Annotated in this window: 24 protein-coding genes; 11 read left to right on the plus strand and 13 right to left on the minus strand. The window is 43.4% G+C overall.

What is annotated here, in order from left to right; genetic code table 11:
* Window positions 1-19: 19 nt before the first annotated feature.
* The 7 genes from BLQ87_RS00805 to BLQ87_RS00835 all read left to right on the plus strand — a co-directional run bounded on the left by BLQ87_RS00805 (window position 20) and on the right by BLQ87_RS00835 (window position 11,432).
* A complete protein-coding gene (locus BLQ87_RS00805; RefSeq protein WP_074604032.1) occupies window positions 20-1,387 on the plus strand; it encodes a HAMP domain-containing sensor histidine kinase in 1,368 nt (455 codons plus the stop codon).
* 207 nt (window positions 1,388-1,594) lie between these two features.
* Window positions 1,595-2,305: an MgtC/SapB family protein gene (locus tag BLQ87_RS00810; RefSeq protein WP_074604034.1), complete on the plus strand. Its 711-nt coding sequence runs from the start codon at window positions 1,595-1,597 to the stop codon at window positions 2,303-2,305.
* A complete protein-coding gene (gene mgtA / locus BLQ87_RS00815) occupies window positions 2,302-4,986 on the plus strand; it encodes a magnesium-translocating P-type ATPase (protein WP_074604037.1) in 2,685 nt (894 codons plus the stop codon). Before BLQ87_RS00810 ends, mgtA begins: the two co-directional genes overlap by 4 nt.
* Before the next feature lie 119 nt (window positions 4,987-5,105).
* Entirely contained in the window at window positions 5,106-6,212 is a 1,107-nt protein-coding gene (locus tag BLQ87_RS00820) for an efflux RND transporter periplasmic adaptor subunit (protein WP_074604039.1), read from the plus strand.
* A 46-nt stretch (window positions 6,213-6,258) separates the two neighbouring features.
* Window positions 6,259-9,390, plus strand: coding sequence for an efflux RND transporter permease subunit (locus tag BLQ87_RS00825; protein WP_074604041.1), 3,132 nt, complete (start codon window positions 6,259-6,261; stop codon window positions 9,388-9,390).
* Complete coding sequence (locus BLQ87_RS00830) at window positions 9,377-10,672, plus strand: TolC family protein (RefSeq protein ID WP_074604043.1); 1,296 nt, start codon at window positions 9,377-9,379, stop codon at window positions 10,670-10,672. The genes BLQ87_RS00825 and BLQ87_RS00830 overlap by 14 nt, the downstream gene beginning before the upstream one ends.
* 25 nt (window positions 10,673-10,697) lie before the next feature.
* Window positions 10,698-11,432 carry a porin family protein gene (locus BLQ87_RS00835; RefSeq protein ID WP_074604046.1) on the plus strand — a complete coding sequence of 245 codons (735 nt, stop codon included), beginning with the start codon at window positions 10,698-10,700 and terminating at the stop codon, window positions 11,430-11,432.
* Between the two features lie 73 nt (window positions 11,433-11,505).
* Here BLQ87_RS00835 and BLQ87_RS00840 read toward each other — a convergent pair whose 3' ends face one another.
* Window positions 11,506-12,354 carry a hypothetical protein gene (locus BLQ87_RS00840; RefSeq protein ID WP_074604047.1) on the minus strand — a complete coding sequence of 283 codons (849 nt, stop codon included), beginning with the start codon at window positions 12,352-12,354 and terminating at the stop codon, window positions 11,506-11,508.
* A gap of 118 nt (window positions 12,355-12,472) precedes the next feature.
* Here BLQ87_RS00840 and BLQ87_RS00845 point away from each other — a divergent pair, with 118 nt between their 5' ends.
* Entirely contained in the window at window positions 12,473-12,766 is a 294-nt protein-coding gene (locus tag BLQ87_RS00845; RefSeq protein WP_074604048.1) for a DUF6122 family protein, read from the plus strand.
* 6 nt (window positions 12,767-12,772) lie between these two features.
* Here BLQ87_RS00845 and cls read toward each other — a convergent pair whose 3' ends face one another.
* From cls to BLQ87_RS33670, 9 genes are all read right to left on the minus strand, one after another.
* Window positions 12,773-14,224, minus strand: coding sequence for a cardiolipin synthase (gene cls / locus BLQ87_RS00850; RefSeq protein WP_074604051.1), 1,452 nt, complete (start codon window positions 14,222-14,224; stop codon window positions 12,773-12,775).
* Window positions 14,225-14,234: 10 nt separating this feature from the next.
* Window positions 14,235-15,149, minus strand: coding sequence for an SAM hydrolase/SAM-dependent halogenase family protein (locus BLQ87_RS00855; protein ID WP_074604883.1), 915 nt, complete (start codon window positions 15,147-15,149; stop codon window positions 14,235-14,237).
* Between the two features lie 140 nt (window positions 15,150-15,289).
* On the minus strand, window positions 15,290-15,754 hold the full coding sequence (locus BLQ87_RS00860; protein ID WP_216857757.1) for a RidA family protein: 465 nt from the start codon (window positions 15,752-15,754) through the stop codon (window positions 15,290-15,292).
* A complete protein-coding gene (locus BLQ87_RS00865; protein ID WP_074604053.1) occupies window positions 15,751-16,575 on the minus strand; it encodes an alpha/beta hydrolase in 825 nt (274 codons plus the stop codon). Before BLQ87_RS00865 ends, BLQ87_RS00860 begins: the two co-directional genes overlap by 4 nt.
* Window positions 16,576-16,652: 77 nt before the next feature.
* Window positions 16,653-18,254: a Na+/H+ antiporter gene (locus tag BLQ87_RS00870; RefSeq protein WP_074604885.1), complete on the minus strand. Its 1,602-nt coding sequence runs from the start codon at window positions 18,252-18,254 to the stop codon at window positions 16,653-16,655.
* A 47-nt stretch (window positions 18,255-18,301) separates the two neighbouring features.
* Window positions 18,302-19,015: a 2OG-Fe(II) oxygenase gene (locus BLQ87_RS00875; protein WP_172664783.1), complete on the minus strand. Its 714-nt coding sequence runs from the start codon at window positions 19,013-19,015 to the stop codon at window positions 18,302-18,304.
* Between the two features lie 78 nt (window positions 19,016-19,093).
* Window positions 19,094-19,303, minus strand: a complete 210-nt coding sequence (locus BLQ87_RS00880; RefSeq protein WP_074604055.1) for a DUF551 domain-containing protein — start codon at window positions 19,301-19,303, stop codon at window positions 19,094-19,096.
* Between the two features lie 166 nt (window positions 19,304-19,469).
* Entirely contained in the window at window positions 19,470-19,631 is a 162-nt protein-coding gene (locus tag BLQ87_RS33665; RefSeq protein WP_172664784.1) for a hypothetical protein, read from the minus strand.
* 75 nt (window positions 19,632-19,706) lie between these two features.
* Window positions 19,707-19,883, minus strand: coding sequence for a DUF6496 domain-containing protein (locus BLQ87_RS33670; RefSeq protein ID WP_172664785.1), 177 nt, complete (start codon window positions 19,881-19,883; stop codon window positions 19,707-19,709).
* A 183-nt stretch (window positions 19,884-20,066) separates the two neighbouring features.
* Here BLQ87_RS33670 and BLQ87_RS00885 point away from each other — a divergent pair, with 183 nt between their 5' ends.
* Window positions 20,067-20,585, plus strand: a complete 519-nt coding sequence (locus tag BLQ87_RS00885) for a DUF892 family protein (protein ID WP_074604057.1) — start codon at window positions 20,067-20,069, stop codon at window positions 20,583-20,585.
* A gap of 357 nt (window positions 20,586-20,942) precedes the next feature.
* Here BLQ87_RS00885 and BLQ87_RS00890 read toward each other — a convergent pair whose 3' ends face one another.
* Window positions 20,943-21,584 carry a hypothetical protein gene (locus tag BLQ87_RS00890; RefSeq protein ID WP_074604059.1) on the minus strand — a complete coding sequence of 214 codons (642 nt, stop codon included), beginning with the start codon at window positions 21,582-21,584 and terminating at the stop codon, window positions 20,943-20,945.
* A 120-nt stretch (window positions 21,585-21,704) separates the two neighbouring features.
* On the opposite strand from BLQ87_RS00890, the gene cfa reads away from it, so the two are divergent.
* Window positions 21,705-22,814 (plus strand): cyclopropane fatty acyl phospholipid synthase, encoded by a 1,110-nt coding sequence (gene cfa / locus BLQ87_RS00895; protein ID WP_074604061.1) that lies wholly within the window; start codon window positions 21,705-21,707, stop codon window positions 22,812-22,814.
* A 26-nt stretch (window positions 22,815-22,840) separates the two neighbouring features.
* Here cfa and BLQ87_RS00900 read toward each other — a convergent pair whose 3' ends face one another.
* Complete coding sequence (locus BLQ87_RS00900; RefSeq protein WP_074604063.1) at window positions 22,841-23,689, minus strand: universal stress protein; 849 nt, start codon at window positions 23,687-23,689, stop codon at window positions 22,841-22,843.
* A gap of 233 nt (window positions 23,690-23,922) precedes the next feature.
* Here BLQ87_RS00900 and BLQ87_RS00905 point away from each other — a divergent pair, with 233 nt between their 5' ends.
* On the plus strand, window positions 23,923-25,473 hold the full coding sequence (locus BLQ87_RS00905; RefSeq protein WP_176832986.1) for a L,D-transpeptidase scaffold domain-containing protein: 1,551 nt from the start codon (window positions 23,923-23,925) through the stop codon (window positions 25,471-25,473).
* Here BLQ87_RS00905 and BLQ87_RS00910 read toward each other — a convergent pair.
* Window positions 25,463-26,035: a DUF4142 domain-containing protein gene (locus tag BLQ87_RS00910; RefSeq protein ID WP_074604067.1), complete on the minus strand. Its 573-nt coding sequence runs from the start codon at window positions 26,033-26,035 to the stop codon at window positions 25,463-25,465. The two genes, BLQ87_RS00905 and BLQ87_RS00910, sit on opposite strands and share 11 nt — an antisense overlap.
* Window positions 26,036-26,141: the final 106 nt, after the last annotated feature.

Here is a 26,141-nt window from a genome sequence, read left to right on the forward strand (position 1 = left end):
TCCTGAAAAATATAGAACCTTGAAAATCCGTTATAAACTCAGCCTTTTATTTACCCTGCTTTTTGCGGTGATCATCTGCGGGTTTGCCTTTTTTATCTATTTCTCTTCGGCAGAAAACAGGGAGGAGGAGTACTATAAGCGCCTGAGGCAACTGGCGGTTACTAAAACCAATCTGTTATTGGATGCTAAAGTAGAACCAGGTGTTTTACAAACGATCTATAAAAATTCGCCCGGCTCTTTATTCCAGGAAGAAGTGGCAGTTTATGATACGGATTTTCACCTGTTGTACCATGATGCGGTAAATATTGACAAGATCAAAGAAACCAGGGGGATGATTGCCGAGATTGTCAGCAAGGGGGAAATTCAGTTTAATCAGGGACAACTCCAGGCGGTCGGTTTTTTATATCGGTATAAAGGAGCGGACTATGTCATCACTGCTGCCGCAAAAGATGAATATGGATTGATAAAGTTGGGTAACCTTCGTTTTATCCTGATTTTATCTGTGCTCGGAAGCATCGTTCTGACCGTTTTTGCGGGTTATCTTTTTGCAAAACATGCCCTGAAGCCGGTGGCGGAGATGGTCGATGAGGTGGAAGAAATTACGGCTAAAAATCTTGACCTGAGGCTTAAAGTCGAGAACAGCAAAGATGAAGTCGGAGAGCTGGCCATTACTTTTAACCGGATGCTCGACAGGATTGAGAACTCCTTTGATGCCCAGAAAGAATTTGTCTCCCATATCTCTCATGAGCTGAGAACCCCATTGGCTACCGTAATTGCAGAACTGGAAATCTCTCAGAATAAAGAACGAAGCACAGCAGAATACAAAAAAGCAATTGAACTGGCCCTAACGGATGCCCGTAAACTTGCCCGTTTAAGCACCAGTTTACTGAATCTGGCCAATGCGAGCTATGATCAGGCAGAGATCAGCTTTAAGGAAATCCGTCTGGATGAAGTGCTGCTGGATGCAAGAACGGAGGTGATGCACAACCAGCCAGGATACCAGGTGAACATCATCTTTGATCAGGAAGCAGAAGACGATGATTTTATCTCGATCCAGGGGAATGAACACCTGTTAAAGGTTGCCTTTATCAACCTGATGGAGAACAATTGCAAGTTTTCTGAAAACCAGGAATCAGTGGTCTCCATTTCCTATTATAAAGAAAAAACGATCCTGCGCTTTTCGGATCAGGGAATCGGTATTGCCGAAAAAGACATTGAAAATATCTTTAAACCCTTTTACAGAGGGAATAATAAAGAATATGCAGAAGGGAATGGCATCGGCCTTGCCCTGACTAAAAAGATTGTCGGCCTCCATAACGGAGAAATTCTGCTGACTTCCAAAGAGAATGAAGGAACTACTTTTATCCTCATCCTAAACCACGTTTAGGGAAATTCCCGCCTTTTCTAATGACTTTCTAATGCCATTCTAATGGTCCCCTAACGGCGATCCGGCAGCGCCTGCCTTACTTTTGCATCACAATAAAAAAACAAACCTTATGGATAAGCCTCCGTGTGATAAGCCATTATTTTTTCACCTCCCCTCCTCAGAATAGTGCTTTGTTGCTGTCCCTGAGTTGGGACAACAACAAAAGCTATGTTAACTACATTAGACTTCACAACCCGTCTGTTGCTGGCGCTTACTTTGGGTGCAGGAATCGGCATAGAACGCCAATGGCGTCAGCGTATTGCAGGTTTACGCACCAACACGCTGGTATCCCTGGGTGCCGCAATCTTCATTACGCTCGCCGTAAAAATCGGTGGGGACGCCAGTGGCAGAGTTGCCTCTTATATCGTTAGTGGCATCGGATTTCTCGGCGCAGGCGTCATCATGAAAGATGGAACGAGTGTGCGCGGACTCAATACTGCAGCCACACTCTGGTGTTCCGCTGCAATCGGCGCACTGTGTGGAATGGGCTTTATTTCGGAAGCAGCCATCGGCGCGATCTTTATTGTGATGGCACACCTGATGTTACGCCCATTGGGGCTGAAATTGGGTAAAATCTCCATTTTTCATAAAAGCGAATCTTCAGATACGGAATACCTGATCTCCATCAAGTGTAAAGAAACCGTAGAAAATCACATCCGTGTCCTCTTGCTGCAACACCTGGGTAACCATGATAAGTTAATGCTGCGGGCATTGACCAGCAGCGATAATGGAGATCCTGCAAATGCGATCATCACTGCGGAGATCATTGCGGCGGGCAATCAGGACGAGCTGATGGAGAAAATGGTGAGCAGGCTGACGATCGAGAGCGAGGTAATGCGGGTAAGCTGGGAATTAACAGGACAACAATCAGAGTTATGAAAACACTAAAAACGAACCATCAGAAAGCGGTCTCAGGCTTCGACGACGTAGCAGTAACCAAATTGAGAAACGCCGCAAGGGGAGACCAGGACTTCTTTTATGCCATGCTGAGTAGTAATAAAGAAGGATTGGGCCCATCCCAAATTGCAGAAAAGAGAAAGATGTTTGGATTAAATGAAATTCAGCACGAAAAAGCACCATCCTGGTATGTTCAGTTATTTCAAGCCTTTCTAAACCCTTTTATTGCGGTGTTGATGATCTTAGCTGTCATTTCCTATATCATGGATGTATGGCTGGTTAAAACGCCTGAGCGGGATTATAAAACGGTGATCGTAGTAGGTCTGATGGTAGTGCTAAGTTCTTTGCTGCGCTTCTGGCAGGAATACAGTAGCAATCGTGCGGCAGAACAATTGAAAAGTATGGTGAAAACGACCGTTAACGTGCTCCGTAAAATAGGCGGCAGAAAGGAGATCGATATCAAAAATATCGTTCCGGGAGATGTGATCTTTTTAAGTGCAGGAGATATGATTCCGGCAGATATCCGCATTATCCAGTCAAAAGACCTGTTTGTAAGTCAGGCGATGCTGACCGGAGAATCTCTTCCTCTGGAAAAGAACGGAGAACTCATCCCGGATGCCGATCATAAATCTCCTTTGGAATTGGATAACATCTGCTTTATGGGAACCAATGTGTTGAGTGGAACGGCAACGGCCATTGTCGTGACGACCGGCAATCTGACCTATTTCGGTTCTATCGGAAAGGCGATCACTGGAAAACGTGCAGAAACAAGCTTCGATAAAGGAGTCAACAAAGTGAGCTGGCTGCTGATTCGCTTTATGCTGGTGATGGTGCCGCTTATTTTCCTCCTGAACGGATTGACCAAGGGGGATTGGTTTGAGGCTTTATTGTTCGGAATTGCCGTTGCAGTAGGTCTTACGCCCGAAATGCTGCCTATGATTGTAACAGCAAATCTGGCCAAAGGGGCAAAGAACATGAGCAAACGTAAAGTGATTGTGAAACGGTTGAATGCCATTCAGAATATTGGCGCTATGGATGTGCTCTGTACGGATAAAACAGGAACGCTGACGATGGATAGGATCATTCTGGAAAGGCATTTGAATGTGTTTGGTGAAGAAGATGATGAAGTGCTGAAATGGGCCTATTTCAATAGTTTCCATCAGACCGGATTGAAAAATCTGCTTGATCTGGCGGTTCTGGAGCATGTAGAGCTGCATGACTACCTGAAGGTGGAAGAAGATTACGTGAAGGTAGATGAGATTCCGTTTGACTTTCAGCGGAGACGCATGAGCGTGATCCTGGAACAGAAAAACGGGAAACAGCTGTTGATCTGCAAAGGAGCAGTAGAAGAAATGCTGGACCTCTGTTCACATGCTTTCGATCCGGGAGAAGACCGCCGGCTTCACATCGAAAAAGATGGCATTGTACCGATGGATGAAACGATGAGGAATACGGTGCTCCGCATTTCCCGTAAACTCAATGCAGATGGACTGAGGGTGCTGTTGGTAGCCATAAAGGAACATGAAGAACGCCCGGCGAACTACACGGTAGGGGATGAGCAGAAGATGATCCTAACGGGGTTTATCGGCTTCCTTGACCCGGCAAAGCCCTCTGCTAAACCTGCAATTGAAGGATTGCAGAAACTGGGCGTCAGTGTAAAAGTCCTGACCGGCGACAATGATATCGTGACGAGGAAAATCTGCAGGGATGTCGGAATTCCTTTTCAGCAGGTCTTATTGGGCAATGAAATCGAGCAACTAAGTGATGAGGAGCTTTCTGCTCAGCTTGCGGAGACCAGTATTTTTGCCAAGCTCAGTCCGATTCAAAAATCAAGAATTGTAAAATTGCTGCAGGCGAAAGGTCATACCGTTGGTTTTATGGGCGATGGCATCAATGATGCGGCGGCGCTAAGAGATGCAGATGTGGGTATTTCAGTAGATACGGCTGTAGATATAGCCAAGGAAAGTGCCGATATCATTTTGCTGGAAAAGGACCTGATGGTACTCCGGAAAGGAGTGGTCTATGGACGCAGGACTTTTGGAAACATCATCAAATATATCAAAATGACTGCCAGCAGTAATTTTGGAAACATGTTCAGCATGCTGGGGGCCAGTGCATTTCTTCCCTTTTTGCCCATGTTGCCCATCCACCTGTTGATTCAGAACCTCTTGTACGACATCTCACAGATTTCTATTCCCTGGGACAGAATGGATGAGGACTTCCTGGAAAAACCTCAAAAGTGGGATGCAGCCGGGATCAGCCGGTTTATGATGTACATAGGGCCGATCAGCTCCATCTTCGATTATGCCACATTTGCAGTGTTGTTCTTTGTTTTTAAAGCCAATGCCCCGGAACACCAGACGCTGTTCCAGACCGGCTGGTTTGTAGAAGGACTGTTGTCGCAAACGCTGATTGTACACATGATCCGGACCCGGAAAATTCCTTTTATTCAAAGCTGGGCAACGACTCCGGTAGTCGCATTAACGACCTTGATTATGCTGGTTGGAATCGCAATTCCTTTTAGTCCTTTTGCCGGAATATTGAAGCTGCAAGCCTTGCCGGCTGCCTATTTTCCATGGCTCATTGGCATCCTGACTGGCTATTGTTTACTGACTCAATATGTGAAATCATTGTTCATTAAAAAGTTTAGTCAATGGTTGTAAGTATTTGAATAAAAAATAGTTAAAAATTGTAAAAATAGAGAGTTTAGTCCTTGTAAACATCGGATTGTGAGATTTTGCGCTGGAAATTCTCTCTTTCAAACCTCCAAAAAACAACACGAATGAAACAGATTTTACTGACCGGCAGTTTCGTACTGCTGATGGCTTCCTGTGCCAAAAAAAAAGAGAAGGAACAAGCTGCAAATTATCAGCTCGCTGGTGATACCGTGATCATCTCAGTCAACTCAAACCTGCAGCATAAACTAAAACTGGATACGGTTGCAGAAACTGCCTACCGCATGACACTCAGTAGTGCCGGAACGGTAAAGGCAATTCCAAACTTCTTCGCAGACATCGCAGCACCATTCTCCGGAAGGGTGGTCAAAGTGTTTCTGAAGCTGGGAATGAAGGTCGAACCCGGAACTCCGCTTTTCGAAATGGTATCCGCCGAATTTATAGAAACCCAGAAGAACTATTTCGCCGCAAAGTCCGAATTAAAGAGGGCGTTGTTGAATTTAAAACGTCAGCGGGACCTCAAAAAAAATGAGGTGGGTTCAGTTAAAGACCTGGAAGAGGCGGAGACCTCTTATGAGCTGATTTTAAAAGAGTATGAAAATGTGAGGGCTGCCCTCAGGATCTACCAGACTGACCCGGATAAACTGGTTCTGGGACAACCGTTGATCATCCGCTCTCCCATCAAAGGGGAGGTCATTCAAAACGACCTGGTGACCGGCCATTACCTGAAAAGCGACGAACCCCCTCATGCAAAAATCGCAGAACTGAACAAAGTCTGGATCGCCGGACAGGTGAAGGAAAAGGACATCCGGTTTATACATCAGGGCGACGAAACGACGATTGCAGTAGCGGCCTATCCGGGACGGAAAATAAAGGGAAAGGTCTATCGCGTCGAAGATCTGATCGACGAAGAGACCAGAAGCGTCAAGGTCCTGATCGAATGTGAAAATAAGGATTATGCCCTCAAACCCGGGATGTACGTGATGGTTAGTTTCAAGGATAGCCCCCAAAATACAGCTGGGGTGCCTGTTAAGTCTGTTTTCCAGATGAACGACAACAGTTTCGTGTTCCTGCAGACTGCCCCGGGGAAATTTGTACGCCGGAAAGTCGAAACAGCGGCGGTTGATCAGGGAGAAATGATGATTACATCTGGGCTTAAACAAGGGGAAACGATTGTCACTGAAGGTGGTTTTTACCTGCTGGAAGCAAAATAAAAGCTGAATTAATACAAGTCATAACCATTAAGCGACAAATATTACAATGAAAAATATTGTACTTACCGCCATACAAAAACGCTGGCTGATGCTGGCCCTATTCCTCCTCCTGGGAGTATTTGGGTATTATTCCTGGACAAAGCTTGCAGTGGAAGCCTATCCTGATATTGCCGATGTGACTTCCCAGGTCGTTACACAGGTTCCTGGCTTGGCCGCGGAAGAAGTAGAACAACAAATCACCATCCCTGTGGAAAGAGCCTTAAATGGAATGCCTGGGATGCACGTCATGCGAAGCAAAAGCACTTTTGGACTGTCTATCATCACCATTGTGTTTAACGACGGCACAGACGATTATTTTGCACGTACACGCATTCAGGAGCGGCTCACTGAAGTGCAGCTTCCCTACGGTGCCGCGCCTGGCCTTGACCCGCTGACTTCGCCAACAGGCGAAATCTACCGGTATATCATTGAAAGTAAGAGACATGACCTCCGGGAGCTGACTGATCTTCAAAACTGGCTGATCATCCCAAAGATCAAGCAGATTTCGGGCGTGGCCGATGTGACCAATTTTGGGGGCATTACCACCCAGTATCAGATCGAACTCGATCCTGCAAAGCTGGAACAGTATCAGCTGAATATTGATGATGTCGAAGAAACGATTGCTAAAAATAATTCAAATGTTGGGGGAAGCATCCTGAACAGGGGAGAACAGGGCTATGTGGTTCGTGGAATCGGCCTGCTGAGAAACCTGGAAGACATTGGCCGCATCGTAGTCAGGTCGGAAAAGGGAGTATCCATTCTGCTGAGCGATCTCGGAGCATTAAAGTATGGAAAACTGGAGCGTAAAGGTGTCCTGGGTTATACGGATTGCAGTCGTGATTATAGCGAAAGTATCCAGGGGATCGTATTGCTTTTGAAAGGAGAAAATCCTTCGGATGTCCTTGCAGGAATCAATAAATCCGTAGATGAGCTCAACAATGGCCTGCTTCCTGAAGGGGTAAAGATCCATACTTTTCTGGACCGTACGGATCTGGTCGATACCACGCTAAAGACGGTGTCGCATACTTTGATCGAAGGAATGGCACTGGTCATCATTGTCCTGATCGTTTTTCTGGGCAGCTGGAGAGGTGCATTGCTGGTGGCGATTACCATTCCCATCTCCTTGCTCATTGCTTTTATCCTGATGAAACTGACGAATATTCCAGCCAATCTGCTTTCTCTGGGGGCGATAGACTTTGGGATCATTGTGGACGGGGCCATTGTGATGATGGAAACGATTCTCAAAAAAAGGGAAGACCATCCGGAGGAGTTTCTGGAAGAGCAATCTATTGCTGATCGTGCTTTTAGTGTGGCAAAACCGATCCTCTTTGCCACCCTGATTATCATCACTGCATACCTGCCTTTATTTGCTTTTGAGCGGGTAGAAAAGAAGCTGTTTACACCGATGGCATTTACTGTAGGCTATGCTTTATTTGGTGCATTAGCTGTTGCCTTGTTGTTGATTCCCGGACTTGCTTACCTGACTTACCGCAAGCCTAAAAAGCTATATCATAACAAATGGCTGGAGAAATTAAGCCTTGCTTATCACAGCAGAACCAGCAAAATCATGGCGCGGCCGGGCAAGATTTTTCTCCCTTTAGCATTGGTGCTGGTATCGGGTCTTGTTTTGAGTATTACTGTAGGAAAGGATTTCTTACCTCCTCTTGATGAGGGTTCTATATGGCTGCAGGTTCAACTTCCTCCGGGGATCACGGTGGAGAAATCCAGAGAGATGAGTGATACGCTTCGTCATCGGACGATGAAGCATAAAGAGGTGACTTATATGATGATTCAGGCCGGAAGAAACGACGACGGAACTGACCCATTTACCGCTGCTCACTTTGAATGTTCCATCGGGATTTTGCCTTATAGCGAATGGCCCCGGGGAAAAACCAAAGCAGACCTGATCGGGGAATTGTCGAAAGAATACGAAAGCATGCCTGGCTATACTGTGGGGTTTGCGCAACCGATGATTGATGGAGTGATGGATAAGATTTCAGGGGCACATAGTGAGCTGGTCGTAAAGGTTTACGGCGATGATTTTAAGGAAAGCAGGAGAATCGCAGAGGACATCAGGCGAACGCTGAAAACCGTCAAAGGAGCGGTAGACATCGCGATCGATCAGGAACCGCCATTGCCGCAATTGCAAATTCTGGCAGATAGGGAGAAGATCGCTCAGTATGGATTAAATGTAGCTGATGTCGGAAACCTGATCGAGGTGGCAATAGGTGGAAAAGCAATTTCGCAGGTATTCATGGGCAATAAGGTTTATGAGCTGACCTGCCGCTATAAAGAAAGCAGCCGGGATAGCCCTGAAAAAATCGGAAACCTGATGCTGACGAACAATGAAGGTGCTAAAATTCCTTTGTCTCAGGTCGCAGACATCAGGCTGAGTACGGGAGAAAGTACCATTACCAGGGAGACGAACCGGAGGCATCTTACGGTAAAGCTTAACATGAGAGGTGCGGATCTATCTTCCTTACTTAAAGAAGCTAAAACAAAAATTGAAAAGGATATTACGTATGATCATCAGAAATACAGCATCGAGTGGGGTGGGCAGTTTGAAAACCAGAATCGTGCCTATTCCAGGTTGCTGGTTATCGTTCCCCTGGCCTTGGCGATCATGTTTTTATTGCTGTATGTCGCCTTCGGAAAGTTTAGTCAGGCGGGACTGATACTGACCATTGTTCCCCTTGCTTTGTTTGGCGGAATGCTGGCTTTAAACCTGAGAGGAATGACGCTCAATGTTTCTTCTGCTGTTGGCTTTATTGCACTTTTTGGCGTGGCCATACAAAACGGAGTCATCATGATTTCGCATATCAATAGCCTGCGAAAGCAGGGGATGGCGTTAAAGACCGCGGTAGTTGAAGGTGCAAAACACCGTTTCCGACCAGTATTGATGACGGCCACAGTAGCGGTTCTTGGCTTGTTGCCTGCCTCATTGGCTACGGGGATCGGTTCAGATGTGCAACGGCCTCTGGCTACCGTCATCGTTTACGGTTTACTTTTCTCTACAGCCATCACTTTGTATGCCCTTCCAGCACTTTATTACCTGTTGGAGCGTAAGGCTGAAGCGGATTCTTCAGCTGGTAAAATCCGATTATTAACCACTAATTCTAACACCGATGAACTTAATTAATGAATATAAAAATGGTTTTCTAATGCTGCTGCTGATGGTTCTCGGCAGGAGTGTTCATGCTCAGGTCGATACCAGTTTTTATCAGTTGAAACTCTCTTTTCCGGCTTATTTGAAAATGGTAGGGCAAAATAACCTGGGTTATGCAGCCGAGAAGTTTAAAGTGAGCATTGCTGAGGCGGATGCGCTGAGTGCAAAGGTTTTTCCTGATCCTGAATTGAGCTTTGGTGCTGGAGATCATGGACAACGCCGTATGAAAATGGGATATGAAATCAGCTCTGGGCTGAGCTATACGCTGGAAATGGGAGGTAAACGAAGGGCCAGAATTAACCTTGCCAACAAGGAAGCAGAGTTGGCTCAGCTTTTACTCGACGACTATTTCAGAAACCTGAGGGCGGATGCGACCGTGGCTTATCTGAATGCGGTAAAGGAAAAGGCATTGTTGCGGTTAAAAATGAATTCTTATGACATGATGAAAAAGCTCAGCAACTCGGATAGCGTTCGCTTAAAGCTGGGTGCCATACCAGGAGTTGACGCCAGACAGTCCAGACTGGAGGCCGGATCACAGCTGAACGAAGTATTTCAACAGGAGGCGGAATGGAAAGCCGCTTTGGCGAACCTGAACATGTGGAGTGGATCAAAACAACAGGATACCTTTTACGAGCCTGAAGTTGATATGAAAAAGCTAGATAGAATTTTCAACCTGCAAGAGCTGATCCTGAATGCTCAGAATCGCCGTACGGACCTGTTGGCTGCATTAAAAAGCAATGAGGTGTCTACTTGGGTGCTTAAATTGGCTAAAGCCAGCAGAACGCTTGATTTGGGCTTATCTCTTGGTGTCACTTCAAATTCAGTGGTAGCGAATGCCGTGGCACCAACACCTTCCTCAACGAATGTCACGATAGGGCTCAGCATTCCTTTGAAGTTTTCCAACCAAAATCCAGGAGCATTAAGAGCTGCCAGGTATGGGGTTCTGCAGAGCGAAGTCTTATACCGGCAAACGGAACTCCAGATTCAAACAGAGGTGACACAGGCTTATTACAATTACCTGGCAAGCCGAAAGCAGGTCGCACAGTTTTCGGGAGGGATGCTGTCGGATGCGCAGAAAGTACTGGATGGCAAAGTGTACAGCTATAAACGGGGAGAGACATCTCTTCTGGAAGTGCTCAATGCCCAGCGAACATTTAATGTGGTGCAGCAAAGTTATGTGGAAACATGGAATGGCTGTGGAAATACTTTGCTGGAACTGGAAAGAGCCGCAGGGATATGGGATATCGAGTTTTAATAGGATTAACGATAAAAAATAAGAGATGAAAAAGATAAGTATGGTGCTGTTGGGACTGCTCCTCGCCAATGCAGGGCTGGCTCAGATAGCGGTTAGACCAGTACAGACCACGGCAGAGGTCGGGAAAGAAAATAAAGAATCAATGGAGCCGGGAAAACTAAGTTTTGGTCTGAAAGCAGGTTATTCCCACTTTACGATTGCCGGCGCAGGAGTAAAGGAGTTTTCAACAGGAGGGAGACCGGTTTTTTTAGGCGGGCTTTACCTGGGCCTGGAACTGAACACCAAAATAAGTCAGCATTGGGGCTTTAAACATGAGCTTTCTATCCTGCAAAAAGGAGCAGTATTAAAGATGGAGGAAGAAGCTGATCCAGCTTTCAATAGCAAATATAAAAATGCCTACCTGGATATTGCCCCTTTCAGCCTGACTTTTCAGCTGGAAGGATTGCAGCTTTTTTTTGGCCCCTATGCCGGAGTACTATTGTCGTCCTCCATTCAGCGGAAAAATGAATCAGGGGAGGTTTTTACCGATAAAAGCATTTTTGGTGACGCAAAACAGACTGGCAATTACACACAGAAACTGGATGCCGGATGGCTAACCGGGCTAGGTTACGGGTTTAAAAATGGCTTTAACATGCAGGCTAAATATGCACATGGTCTTGCACCGTTAATAGAACATACAGAGAGAAATGAGGGCCAATGGAAGGTTTATAACCGGGGCTTTTCAGTTACTCTTGGCTACACACTTTCTGGGAAAAGGTAAGGTTGACTTTCCAAAATACCTGATTCTGCATCATGAAAAACTATTTCGTTGCGCAGAGTCAGGTAATCTTTATTCATTTCTTCATGCGGTTTTTTTTGACCACAGCCTGGCGCTTTGCTTTAACAAAAGCAATCGTTACCCCCGCCAATACCGCGATGACCTCATTGGTATAGCCCGTACCCAGAATTAGCCTTTCTGTAAATTCAGACGAGGCTTTGATTCTTTCCTTTTCTGCCCCTTTTTTAAATCCTTTGATATAATAAGGATCTCTTTCTTCTTTAAAAACTGTGCTTGCTGGTTCCATAACATGATTAAATTGTGTTTCTAAATTCCTTAACTGTACCAATACCCTCAACTGATTCAGATACCTCTGTTCAGCCAGGCCTCCCTCTGCCTTTGCTTTTATTCCTTCAATTATTTTCCTTAAAACGACCTCCGGAGCTTCAAAATTGAAATTTCCAAGTACAGCCAGTATTTTCTGTTCCGGTTTTTCTGAAGCCAAAAACAACTTGTAATCTATTTTATATAAAACAATCAGGCGGTAACTGAACTTCAGATCTCTTTCCTCAATGCTATCCACCATTGTTGATGCCATTTGCCCCATAAAAAATACATACTGACGAATGTTGATCCTATATTTCCTTCTCAACATCGCCCGGTATTCCAACATCCGGTCTATCATTTCTGCATCATTCTTCAATTGCCATTCTATATGCAATACAAAGGTTTCTCCTGAATCATCCGTGATCTTTTTCAGCTGATCAGGAATTCTTTCCTTCGTATGTTGTATGCGTTCTGCAAGATCCTCCGCTTTTGCAGCCTGAATACCAAGAACACCACTGAGTATATCCGGCATTGCTCCATTCATATTCTCTTTGATAATCTTATCATACTGACAGGCTTGAACCGGGGAATTCGACATTATAAAATCTTTTTCATGTCTAATATTCGTAATTAATTTTACTTTAACAACATTACATTAAAAATAAGTAGTTTTTTTGTGTTTTATTTGATCCGCACATAGCAGTATCTTTGAAGCCATGTTTCATATCTTCTTACATTTTCTGGTACCCGCGATTGTTGCTGTTGTTTTTTATAGAAAAATCCTGCTGAAAGCATGGTTGATTATGATGGCTACCATGGCGGTAGACCTGGATCATTTACTGGCGGTACCTATCTATGATCCTAACCGATGTAGCATTGGCTTCCATCCTCTGCATTCTTATTATGCAATAGCAGTGTATGTGATTTTACTTTTCTTTCCAAAGACAAGAATTGTTGGAATAGGGCTGGTAATCCACATGATTCTGGATTACATCGATTGCTTTATGTAAGCTAAATTACAATAACGGAGAAAGCAAACGTGCAATTTTTTCAGGGAACTGCACTCTTGCTGACCTTGCCGCCCAGCTTTCTGCATCAATTGGAACCGAAAAAGTGAGATCTTCCTCAAAAGCATTTTTCAACTGTTTGGCAATCCCGCTATCATAAATGACGGTATTTACTTCAAAATTAAGCTCAAAACTGCGTTCGTCCATATTTGCGGTTCCTATAAAGGACAGCTGTTCGTCAATGACCATTGTTTTGGCATGAATAAAACCTTTCTGGTATTGGAAAATCTCAACACCAACATCCAGCAATTCCTGGTAATAAGAGCGGGCGGCAGCCGCTACCCAGATGGAATCCGATTCAAAAGGAACGAGAAGCTTTACTTTTATCCCGCTTAAAGCCGCTACAAAGAGCGCATCCAGCAGACTGATTCCCGGAATGAAATATGGGCTGGTAATCAGAATTTCCTGATCTGCCATCCCTATAGCCTGGATGAGGTTGAGCAGAATGGTCGGATGGTCGGAATCTGGCCCACTCGCTGCAATTTGTACTTCTACATCTCCCTTGAGCTTTTCATGTGTATTAAAGAATGCTTCCTGAATCTCCAAAGACTCTTCTGAACAAAAATTCCAGTCGGAAATAAACAAATGTTGCAGGTAATGTACCCCAGGGCCCATGATTTTTACATGGGTGTCTCTCCAAAACAAGGATTTAGTGTCATTTGCATCGTTGATATAGCGGTCGCTGATATTGATGCCGCCCGTAAATCCAATGTTCCCATCCACAATGATGATCTTCCTGTGGTTTCGGTAGTTGAGGCGGTTAGCCAGGGCAATAAAAATGATCTGATAAAAAGGAAAGGCCTGTACTCCGGCTGCTTTGAGCTCCGGAACCAACTTTTTCCTGATAGAGCGACTACCAAAATCATCATAAATAAAACGCACTTGAACCCCCTGTTTGGCTTTCTCAATGAGAATATCTTTGATCTCATTTCCGATCTTTTCATCTTCGAAAATGTAATACTCCATATGGATGTGGTGCCTGGCCTCTCTTAATGCCTGCAGTACCTCGGGGAATTTTTGCTCACCATTTAACAACAGCTTAACTTCATTCCTTCCGGATAGCCCGCTCATATTGCTATTCAATAGCAGCTGAGCTAGCTTTTTAAATTTTTTAAGCTCCGGGTTCATCTGGTCAATCGTCTTCTCTGAGTTCAAGATAATCCTGGCATTGATCCTTTGAGAAATGATGTCATCGGAAATAATCTTCTTGTTGTAAATCTTTCTTACCCGGTAATTGATGCCAAAAGAAAAATAAATGATCACACCCACCACTGGCAGGAATACAGCCAGCATCAGATAGGCCAGGGTCTTGCTCACAGATCGGGTATCGTAGATGATGCGCAGACAAACGGCGATAATGAAAAGTACATAAACAATTTCAAAGACAAGTATCCATTTCATATCAGCTGCTTTATCTTTTTTCGATCAGTTTTACTTCTACTGTCCATTCATTGCCACTTTCTATCCGATGCTCAGCAGCAAAATTGCCGCGATTGATCGCAAACGACAATTCTAACAAGCTGTTCAGATAAGCTAAAGGCTTTCCCTGATCTACTGCACCAAATGTAGCACTATAAGGCATCGTTCCTTCATAAACTTTTTTATCCAGGTGATAAACAGCAATATGAATCAAATCTCCGTATTTGATGCCTAGTTGTCCGAGTAGTTCGGCTCCGATATTTGTCCAGATGTTTCCATACTGAACATCTAAAACCGGAATATTTCCTTTGATTTTACCGCTTTCCAACAAGGCTTTTTGATAAGAAATAAGAACCACCTGATTTGGCAATTGCTTTCCGACCTGTTCAAAACTGATTACTCCGGCTGCCAGTCGTGCTGCGGTAAAAGCATACACATCTCTTCCATGAAAGGTATAGGATTTTCCGGAATCTTTACGCCTGTTCACCGCCTCATCAATCTCTCTGACTGCTTCAATTCCCAAAGATTCGGCGACCAGCGTAAGTGTTCCGTTATCAGGGCTGACAATATAATGTCCGCTTTTTGTTTTCAGGACGACAGATTTTCGTTCTGTTCCAACCCCGGGATCAACCACAGAAACGAAAACCGTACCTTTCGGGTAATAAGTGACGGTTTGTAATAAACGGTAACTCGCCTCCCATATATTGTATGCAGGGATCTCATGACTGAGGTCGTATAATTTTAAATCTGTAGAAACGCCCATTGCCACGCCCTTCATTGCAGAAACCGCACCGTCCTTTAATCCAAAATCAGATTGAAAGACGACAATCTTATTTTGTGCAGAGGCAGTACGACAGACACTGAGGATAAATAATAGTAAAACCAGAGGTAGTAATTTGAGCTTCATTCCATTTTGTTTAACCTGGAATAAATTTACTCGATTTAGGGGAATAAAACCTGTAATAATCTCAATATGTCCTGAAATAATCACGATGAGATACATTTCAGGACATAAATGCTTCCGGAACAAACCGGAACAAGGAATTGTTAATCGTTGATCAGGACAGCAGTTGCGTCAATCTCAATCTGCATTCTATCCAATGCGAGTCTGGATACAGGAATGAGTGTGTTTACAGGATATTTCCCGTCAGGCCACGCTTTTTTACATTCTTCAATGAGCACTTTGTGCTTTTCTGAATCGTAATTTACGACAAGCGTAGTTAGCTTGACAATATGTTTAGGTGTTAATCCCTTACTTTTAAGTGCGATTTCGATGTTTTTGAGGGTGTACTTAACCTGAGTCCTGAAATCTGAAGAAAGATTTCCTTCTTCATCTGTTCCTGCTTGTCCGGCAACAAAGACCAGTGTGCTGTTGCCCGGAACAGTGGCTACATGTGAGTACCCATGCGGGCGAGGGTCGTAAAGTCCTTTCGGGTTGCTGATTTCCTGTGATTTAACTTGAATTGCCATAATGCTTAAGGTGATAATTAGTGCGGATTTGAGTTGTTTCATGATTGACTGAAATAATTATGAATAAAAAGGAGCTGAAAGGTAGAGGCTTTTGACCAATACGTATTGTCGTGCACACCCGGGCGCTCGATATAATCGTGGTCAATTTTCAGATCAATCAGTTTTTGATGCAAGGCTCTGTTGACTTCCAAAAGAGGATCTTGCAGTCCGCAATCTATGATCAGTTTTAATTCCTGATTTTTCAGGGTATTCACATTATAAGTTACGGTGTGTGCTTCCCAGCTTTTTTCATGACCGGAATAGTCGCCCAGATTCTTTTCTATGCCATACCCCTTTGTCGCCGCTCTGAAATCCACTGCGCCACAAATACTGCCTGCAGCACCATATAATTCTTTATGACGTATGGCGAGATATAAAGCACCATGCCCACCCATGCTCCAGCCATAAATTGCCCTTTTAGTTCTATCAGCAATGGTAGGGTAGGTCTTATCTGTAAATTGAACAAGCTCTTTGGTAATAAAGCTTTCGTATCTGATTTTTTCATTTAGCTGACTGTCGAAATACCAGCTGTCGTATCCGCCATCAGCAAGGACAATGATCATTTGGAGAGCATCTGCCTGAGCTTTCAGATCAGGGATATCCAGCCTTAAAGTTCTTCTTGCATCCCCGGTATAACCATGGAGGAGGTACACTGTAGGATAGTGCTTCTTTTCTTTTGGCTGTTTATACCCCTCCGGACTGATAAAAAGACAAGTGATGTCTTTCTTCATCGCCTCACTATACACCTTCAGCGTATCAACCCTGGCGGCAAAAACTGCGTTTGCAAAGAAAATTGCAGTTAAAATAAACAGTAATCGTTTCATATTCTTTTTGTTTTATGAAACAAAGTACCGCTTCCTTTAACTGCAAAACATGTACATATGTTGAGGAAAGGAAAAAGTTAATTGATTTTGGCTTCATCAAGATCCAGTTGGCTTTCCTGTTTCCTGATTTCTTCGTCGCTGTAACGGTTTTCTTTACGTAAAAGGTGCAGCTCTTTGCGTTGTACCGCGTATAAGTCCATTAATATAGAATTGTAGAACTCCAGTTCTTCCTTTCTTATGGTATCGCATTCCAAAGATTCCAGTCGCTGGTTCTCAATAGACTGATCGCTTTCCATTTGTTCCTTCAGGAAACCCACCAGTTCATTCTCCCTGACTTCCTTCGCAAACTTCTCTTCCAGTCTTTTAAGCGAGACCTGTATCAGCCGCAGGCGAATTCCGGCTTCCTGTTCTCCTTCCGGCGGGAAATCATCAATTTCTTTAATCTTGGTCCACCTGATGACTAAAGGTAAGGTCAGCCCCTGAAATACCAGTGTTACCAGGATCACCACAAAGGTGATAAACAGGATGAGGCTTCGATGGGGGAAAGCTTCGCCATTGTTCATTAACAAGGGAATGGAAAGTGCAGAAGCCAGTGATACCACGCCCCTCATACCCGCCCAACCCACAATAACCGGCCCTTTCCAGAGCGGATTTACCGGGTCAGCTCTTTTTCTGTTGCCCAGCCATGCCGGAACATAGGCAATGAGTATCACGTATAATAAGCGGATCACAATAATGATCACGCTGATGATCAATCCATAATTGATGGCTTGTCCGATGGAATAATCACCCAGGCTTTCCATAATCACAGGTAGTTCTAAGCCAATCAGAATAAAGACGAGACCATTTAAAACAAATGCGAGCGTCGCCCAGACGCCAACAGCCTGTATCCTGGAATTGCTATGGGCAAAAATTTCATGAGACCTGTAGGACAGAAACAATCCGCCGCTGACTACCGCCATGACTCCTGAAAAATGGAAATGTTCTGCTCCGATATACATAAAATATGGAGTCATGAGGGTTAATGCGGCATCAATACTGGGGGTAGTAGGTAGAAAACGATGCACCACATAAACGATATGGGCAATTGCAAGTCCGATAACGATGCCCATTCCAGCGGCAAGAAAAAACTGTCCGACGGCCTGCTGCATAGAGAATTGCCCGGAAAGTATCGCTGCGAGCGCAAAGCGGAAGACAATTAAACTGGAGGCATCATTGATGAGGCTTTCTCCTTCAAGAACAGCAGTCAGCCGTTTTGGAATTTTAATGTTTTTTAATACAGAATTTGCAGCTACCGCATCGGGTGGAGAGATAATTCCTCCTAGTAAAAAGCCCATTGCCAGGGTAAAACCGGGAATCATCGAGCTGGAGATATAAGCTACGATGATTGAAGTAAAGAATACCAGACCAAAAGCCAGCATTCCAATAGGCCTTTTCCATTTCCAAAAGTCATTCCAGGAGGTATACCAGGCGGATTCATAGAGTAGAGGGGGAAGGAAAATCAGGAAAATCATTTCCGGTTCAATCTCGACCTTTGGGATCCCCGGAATAAAGCTGATGCCCAATCCGGCGATTACCAGAAATATAGGATAAGATATTTTAAGTTTCTGTGCCAGCATGGTGAGCATAAACACTGCAAAAAGAAGGACGAGCACAAGAAAAAGGGTTTCAGTAAACATAGGCATCAGGTAAATCAGCCTTGAATATAAGAAAAAATGCAAAAGGCTTAGGTCAGTGCATCATGAAAAATGATGCCCAGGGTATGTCTTTCTCCGCTGTGTAAGGGACTTACTCCGTGTTTCATGTTCACTCTGTAATAACCTTTGCTTCCTTTTACAGGTCGGAAATTGGTGCTGAAAATCAATATATCGCCTCTTTTTGGACGTAATACATTCGCCTTGGACTGTGCTCTTGGAATTTGTTCGGTCAGCACAAACTCGCCACCGGTATAATCTTCCTCCGGTTCATTTAAAAAGAGGACCAGCTGCATCGGGAAATAAATTTCACCATATAAATCCTGATGAAGGGTATTGAAACCTCCATGGCCATATTTAAGAATCAGAACAGTAGGTTTCGTTTGCCCATTTTCATGACAGGTGTTTTTAAATTCCTGATGGCTTGAGGGGAAGGCCTTGTCAATATGAAGTACCTGCATCCACTGATTGGCAATTGGAGCGAGAAGTGTATAGATGTTCTCTCTGATTTCTGTGATCAGTTCGGGTAGCGGGTACTGGAAGTATTTATATTCGCCAAGGCCAAAACGATAACGTTCCATTGTGATGGTCTTTCTATAAGTATGGTCTGCCTGGTATGCCTGAATGAGTTGGTCACATTCTTCGGTGGTCAGCATGTTTTTCAAGGTGGTATATCCCTGGTCATGCAGCTCATTTGTAGCTTTATCCCGGTTGATGTCTTTCAGTCTCTCTATAATTTTGTTCATCGCCTTTAGTATGATATATAAGGTATGACAAAAATAGATCGAGGGGCCTTTCCGAAGAACCCGTTTCTTGCGGAAAGGTTAAACTAAATACATTTCGGGTAAATCCATCCATCCGCTCACCTTCAGACAAGGACTTAAATTTTCCTCTTCCTGCAATTCCCATTCCTGGAGATGGGTATTGAATCTGGCGATCTGATATCCGTATTCCAGCTCTGGATTCACTACCGTAATCAACTTGTACTCTTGGTCTTCGGGCAATCTCTCATTCGTTGAAATCCATTCTTTCATTGTTGTTTGATTTATGTAAACCTTTAGTTGTCAGCCGTCTATATAACAATGTTGTGTTTGTTTTGTTTGAGAAAATGAATTAAAACTTTAACAAAATAAGGGAGGTGTTCATTTGGGGTTAAAACGCTGTTTTTTCTACATTCCAATCCGCATGTTTAGCAGATCACTACTTCTGTTTTTTTGTTCGTTTTCTTAGTGCTTCTTCGGCCATTTTAACTTCATCTTTCTCTGCTATAGGTTCTTCTGTTTTCGGCGATTTCAATTTGACAGAACCGACCGCCGCCAGTGCATGATCCAGATCGCTGGCCTTGTTTCTATTTTTCTTCATAGCTGGTTATTGTTTTTGTAAAGTAGAGTTATATTGATGAAGCGATCATGATCGCTTCATCATGAACAGTAAGTGTCAGGATTTTTTTTTCGGAACTTTTGCGCCTTCTTTTTTGGCTTCGGAAAGTCCAATGGCTACCGCCTGTTCTTTAGAGGTTACCTTTTTGCCGCTGCCGGATTTAAGTTTGCCTTCTTTCATTTCGTGCATGGCTTTTTCAACTTTTTCTCCGGCTTTTTTTGAATATTTTGCCATAGTTCTTGAATCTAATTCATACCACTAAAAAACAAATGAGAGAAAAAATGGTTTTTTAAAGCTCTTTTTTCTTGATTTAATTTTATGTAACTTGTTTTAAATCAGTGTTTTTTGTTGGTTTTTATGATTTATTTTACGAAATTTATGCTGAATTTTTCTTGAATTGAATAGATATTCCTGACTATGATAGATGAACCTAAAACAATGGGACTGCAGGATTTCTTCATTGATGGCTTAGAAGAGATATATGATGCAGAACGAAAATTTACAAAGTGCGCTGCTGCGCTTGGTATAGCGGCAGTGAATGAAGAACTTAAAACTATTCTTACTTCACATTCCGCAATTACAGAAAAACATCTGGGCCACCTGGATGCCATTTTAAACCGATTATCCCATCCGGCAGGAACCGGAACCTGTGCTTTTATTGGTTGTTTAAGTGATAAAGCATCAGAAATGATGAGGCGTACGGAAACAGGTACTGCCTTGAGGGATGTTGCCGTTTTAAACCTCGTTCAGATCATCCAGCACTATAAGATCGCCACCTATGGTAATCTCGTTACTCTGGCAACAGAAACAAAGCATCAAAAGATAACGACGTTGCTGGAGGAATGCCTGAATGATGAAATAAAGACAAAGACCGATTTATCTGAAATCGGAAGACGCTTTATTTATCCGGCGGCAAAGGCCGAAGATTTAAAATAAGAATTTTTCCTGAAAATGATGGTAAGATGTGATTGAAATCCTTTGCATATCCTGTTTATTTCAATTGACCGTCATTTGATCATCAATAGGGGGTTGATAGGTCCATGATTGGTCTACCAGACCTTTTAACGATGTTTTCAAGGCCTAGTGCAGCTTAATTTTAACCAAGCGCATATGAACCGGATAGGAAAAGGAATCAGGTTGGCAGGGCTCTGCCTTGCTATAGAATGCTCTTCATGGGGGAAAAGAACCAGCTCTACCCGAACCTTAGGGGGGTAGAGCCGGCCAATATGGTAATCAATCCTGATTTTCAGGCGTCGAATGATCTTTATGCGCAAACTAGAGGCCTGAGGCCTGCTATTTTTTTAGAAGTCCTTTACTAAGCATATCCTGAATCAGGGCATTAGTGAAATCTGTTGCCAAAATCTGCGGGCTATCCGGAGCAGATGTTTTGGTCTGTGCAGAATAAATGAGTTGATCGGCACCTAACTTATAAAAATTGGCTTCCAGTATAAAGTTGGTGCTGACGGTATAATACCCAGGTTCGTAAATTCTGCCATAAACGTGTCTGTAGTACCCCCAGAATCCAAAATATGGGTATGGCGCAAAACCAACAGAAGGAGGGGTGTATCTTTTTTCCTTTCTCCTGTCCAGCAAGGCAATAGTAAAAGTGCCGTCGTATCCTTTATCTCTTATTTTTTTTAGGGCTTCCTGTTCGCTTAATCCCTGAAATGCTTTGGGGCCATATTCTGCATAAGCAGAACCCGCGTTTATTCCATGTGCATTCAGGGCTTTCATCATTGAATTCTCGACTTCTTCCTGTAAAGGCCTGTCCTTTGATCCCATTAATCCAATCACCAGAACCTTCTGATATTGTACAGATGGTACGTCTGGCTTGGTCCAGGAAGAAACAATACTCGTTCTTGGGCTACAGGAACTGAGCAAAATGACCAATAGAAAAAACATTCCTATTGTGCCGGCAGACATTAATTTTTTCATGATATAATATAACTTATTTTCAAAACAATTCAAAATACATTTGGTTTCTTATTGTTCATAAAAAAAGTAAACCGGATGGTTAACTTAATTGTTTAGAACAAAGGAGAATTCCTATCGGATATGAACAGATACCAATCGACCATAGAAACCTTAATCTTGCCTGCAGGAATACATCTGAACGGAACAGATGATTTCGATATCCATGTTTACGATGACCGCTTTTACCGTCATGTGTTGCGTTATGGCTCCTTAGGACTAGGAGAATCTTATATGAACGGATGGTGGGATTGTAAAGCGCTGGACACTTTTTTGTATCGGTTATTGACTGTGAATCTGGAGAAACGCATCAAACATTATTTGCAATGGCAAAGCCTCAAAGCGAAAATCTTCAACTTGCAATCTATTACCAGAGCGGTAGAAGTGGCAAAAAAACATTACAATATCGGTAATGAACTGTTCGAATACATGCTGGATAAATACATGATTTATTCCTGCGCTTATTGGAGCAACGCAAGTACGCTGGAGCAAGCTCAGGAAGATAAGCTCGACCTGATCTGCAGGAAGTTAAAACTATCTCCAGGAATGGAAATCCTGGATATTGGCTGTGGATGGGGAGGATTTGCGCAGTTTGCTGCCGAAAGATATCAGGTGAGGGTAACCGGTGTCACAATTTCTTCTGAGCAGGCCATGCTGGCTAAAGAACGTTGTGAAGGTCTTCCTGTTCGTGTTTTACTGGAGGATTACCGACTGTTGAAAGGAAGTTACGACCGCATTGTGTCCATCGGGATGTTCGAACATGTCGGCTATAAAAACTACGATACTTTTATGAAGGTTGTAAAGCAGTGCCTGAGAAAGGAGGGCCTGTTTTTGCTTCATTGTATTGGCAATAATGAGAGTGGCATCCATACCGATCCCTGGATTGACCGTTATATTTTTCCAAATGGAATGATGCCTTCCCCGACACAAATCAGTAGAGCTGCAGAACCTTATTTTGCCCTGCAGGACTGGCATAATTTCGGAATGGACTACGACCTCACCCTGATGGAGTGGCTAAAAAGATTCAGGGCTTCCTGGGAGCAGATCAGACATCATTATGATGACCAATTTTATAGAATGTGGGAATATTACCTATCTATCAGTGCGGCTTCCTTCAGGGCACGTAAAAATAACCTCTGGCAAATCATTTACACTCATCCGGATTATCCGGAACGTTATTCGGGAGTCCGCTAAATGTTTAATCAGGAGAGGGTGTAGGTTTAATCCAGAAATTGCGTTTTTTTAATAAAGAGCAGAGGAATATGGGTGTGATAAGCAAGCCTTTCAGTCAGGCTTCGATGAAATAAGCTTTCAAAGAAGCTGTGTTTTCTTGGGATCGCAATAACGAGCTGGATGTCTCTTTCTTCGGCAAATGCCATAATCCCTGCAGCACAATCTTTGTGATCAGTAAAATGATACTCCGGATTTTCGGCATCCCATAATTTGTGTAAAGCACTTTGCTGTGCAATAATATCCGGGCTGTAATGCTCGCTTTCATTGTGATCTACGTTGAGGATGAATAACTTGGCCTGTAAAGCATGGATGAGGTTTTTGATCGCCATCACGGGACTGATTTCCGCGACTTCTTTTAAATCTGTGGCCAGGACAATGCGCTTGATGCGTTCTACCGGTGCCTCATAGGGAACCAATAATAGGGGGACGGTGCATTCTTTAGCCAGAGATAAGCAGTTGCTGCCGAGTAATATCTTTTCGATTTTGCTCTTACCGGTAGTTCCCATGACCACCAATTGAATATCTTCTTCTTCTATAAAGGTCTCGATTGCGAGTATCAGGGGGCTTTCATTGGTATGGATGTCTACGGTCATTTGCTTACCGGCAACTGTCATCAGATCATTTTTCAGGTATTCCAGAAATTCGACACTTTTCTCGTGTAATTGTCGGATGTTGTCCGGTTCAGGAAGCGGAATGTCGGAGCTGGCATAGGGAATGTCGTAAGAATGGTACAGGATGATTCTTGGAAATCCAATTTGCATCGCCACTGAAACTGCGTAATAGGCTGCGTGACTCGCAGTTTCTGAAAAATCCGTCGCCACTAATATGGTTTTCATGATTGCTGGTTTTTAAGACAATACCTATCGGTTTTATAAATTCGCATATACGATATAAACAAATCAAAACTTCCTCTGTTTTAAGTATTTGTAGTTTGTAGCAGCTTTTTTTAGGTACTTGATTTTATTTTATCGAGATCCTGCGAAACAATAGAAATGATCGGGTGTTGTAGGAATATCAGCATCGTTATTTCATTATGTTAAAGGCCGTTGGTTGTTGTTGGATTTCGAAATTGGTTAGCATTTTACTGTGGTCTGCATTCCTGTTTTTCTCTGCCTGCACCGTAAAAAGATCAATTGTTCCTCCAGAGGTGCCTGGGCATACTATGGGCTCAGTTCCCGGAGAGCGGCAAACTACGAGTTTAAAAATCGTCAGGCTTAAAGAAAGTCTGATCAGCAGCGCATTCCAAAGGGCTTTGGAGCTGAAGAAGGAGGATGTGGAAACGTCAGGTTGGCTGGGACGTTATTATAAGGATCATGATTACCAACTTATTCTTCAGGACCGTTACTTTTCGGAAAAGCAATTGGAGGTACTGATGACCTACCTGGACAGCGCGGTACGTCATGGCCTGAATCCCGAAATATTCTATGCTGCCGAAATTCGAAATTTATGGCAGAAAATGGAGGATGTGAAACCTGAAAATACGAGGGATGCTTACCGGGATAAAGTCAGAATGGAAGTGCTTCTGGCAGCTTCCTTAATAAAATATAGCCGGGCAATGCAATACGGTATGGTAAAGCCGGACAGCCTCTATGCCAATTATTTTGTCGCTACAAGATCTCCCGACAGCAGCATGGCCATTAAAATATTTGCCATCAGGGACCTCAAAAGTTACCTGGACAGTATTCAACCTAAATCACCGCAATACCTTGCGTTACAAAAAGCACTGCAAATGGGCGCGGGTACAAAAGTAATGAGCAAAGCAGAAGCTGATCTTGTGATCAAAATAAATCTGGAGCGTTTAAGGTGGAAGAACAAACCCGCTGCCATAAAATATGTGTCGGTTAACATTCCCGATTTCAGCCTTGAAGTGATCGATCAGGGTAAAGTGATAATACAAATGAAAGTTTGCGTGGGAGAGGGGCGAAATAAAGACTATAAAAATCTCCTCAGCAATGATCCGGATACTGGTTTAGTCAGAGATCAGCCCATCGCGAGAGAAACACCTCAGTTGAGCAGCATCATTCATAGTGTTCAGGTAAACCCCATATGGAATATCCCTGCGAGCATCGCCAGAGCTGAAATTGCTAAATACGTCGCATCAGATCCGGATTACCTGAGCGACAATGATATTGATGTATATAAGGATGGCAAACTTGTTTCCGCGGAAGTGATAGATTGGGAACAGGTTGACCACTATTCTTTTAAACAAAGACCTGGCGAGCAGAATTCATTGGGAAAGATTAAATTCCTGTTTAATAATAACAGCAGCGTTTACCTGCATGATACTCCTGTCAAATCTGCTTTTAAAAAGACAAACCGGGCAATCAGTCATGGCTGTGTTCGCGTAGAAAAACCATTAGAACTTGCATTCGCGTTATTTGGAAAAGGAAAAACCTATGATCAGATTAAAAGGGCGATGGAAAACGCTTATCCAAGAGCAAAGAACATTTCTTTACCGGTAAAAATACCAGTTTACCTCAATTATCTCACCGCCTGGGCTGATGTGAAAGGTAACTTACAGCTAAGGAAAGACGTATATGGGCTCGATATGGTCTTATATAGCTATATGAAAAATCATCAGCTGATTCCTTTGGAAGATCTCAGTTCAGCTAATAACTAACACCGGCATTGATATCGCCTGCCTCTTTAAAATGACGTTCCAGCGCACGTAAGGTTTTTGATGCGAAGTTTCTTATTTTCACATCTCCGGATACAGCTGCGGATTTAAACAGGTCCAATGCTTTTACGTGATCTTTGACCATCATTTTCATGTAATGCTTGTCGAAAGCAGCTCCAGTCATTTTTTTCATTTCTTCCATATGCTTGCTGTCGGCAGTAGGAAGCGAGGTTGGAAGACTGACTTTTTTACTATCGGCAAGTACTTTTAGATCTGCAGCAATTCTGGTATGATCCTTTGCCATCTTTTCTCCGAACTTTTTGATCCTGCTACTGCTGGCGTTTTGCTGAGCAATTTTTCCCAGTTCGATCTCCATGATCCCGATAATAGCTGCGGTTTTCATAAAGTCACCAGCATCAGCGCCCCTGTTGATTGCCGTGGTATCCGTCATGGTTTGCTCAATGCTGGAATCTGTGACCCCTGAATTGACCTTGTCTGTGTTCCTGCAAGCACTAACAGTAAGTGCAACCAATGATAAAGATGTGATTAAGTGTTTCGTTTTCATGGTCTTAGGTTTGTTGTTTAACTGTGCTATAGTACAAATCAGAAACTTAAATGTTTTAAAATTGTGTCTTCTGCTGTTATTTTTTCTATCGACAGCATTGGGAAGT

It is taken from the genome of Pedobacter steynii, from assembly GCF_900103665.1.
Lineage (GTDB): Bacteria > Bacteroidota > Bacteroidia > Sphingobacteriales > Sphingobacteriaceae > Pedobacter > Pedobacter steynii.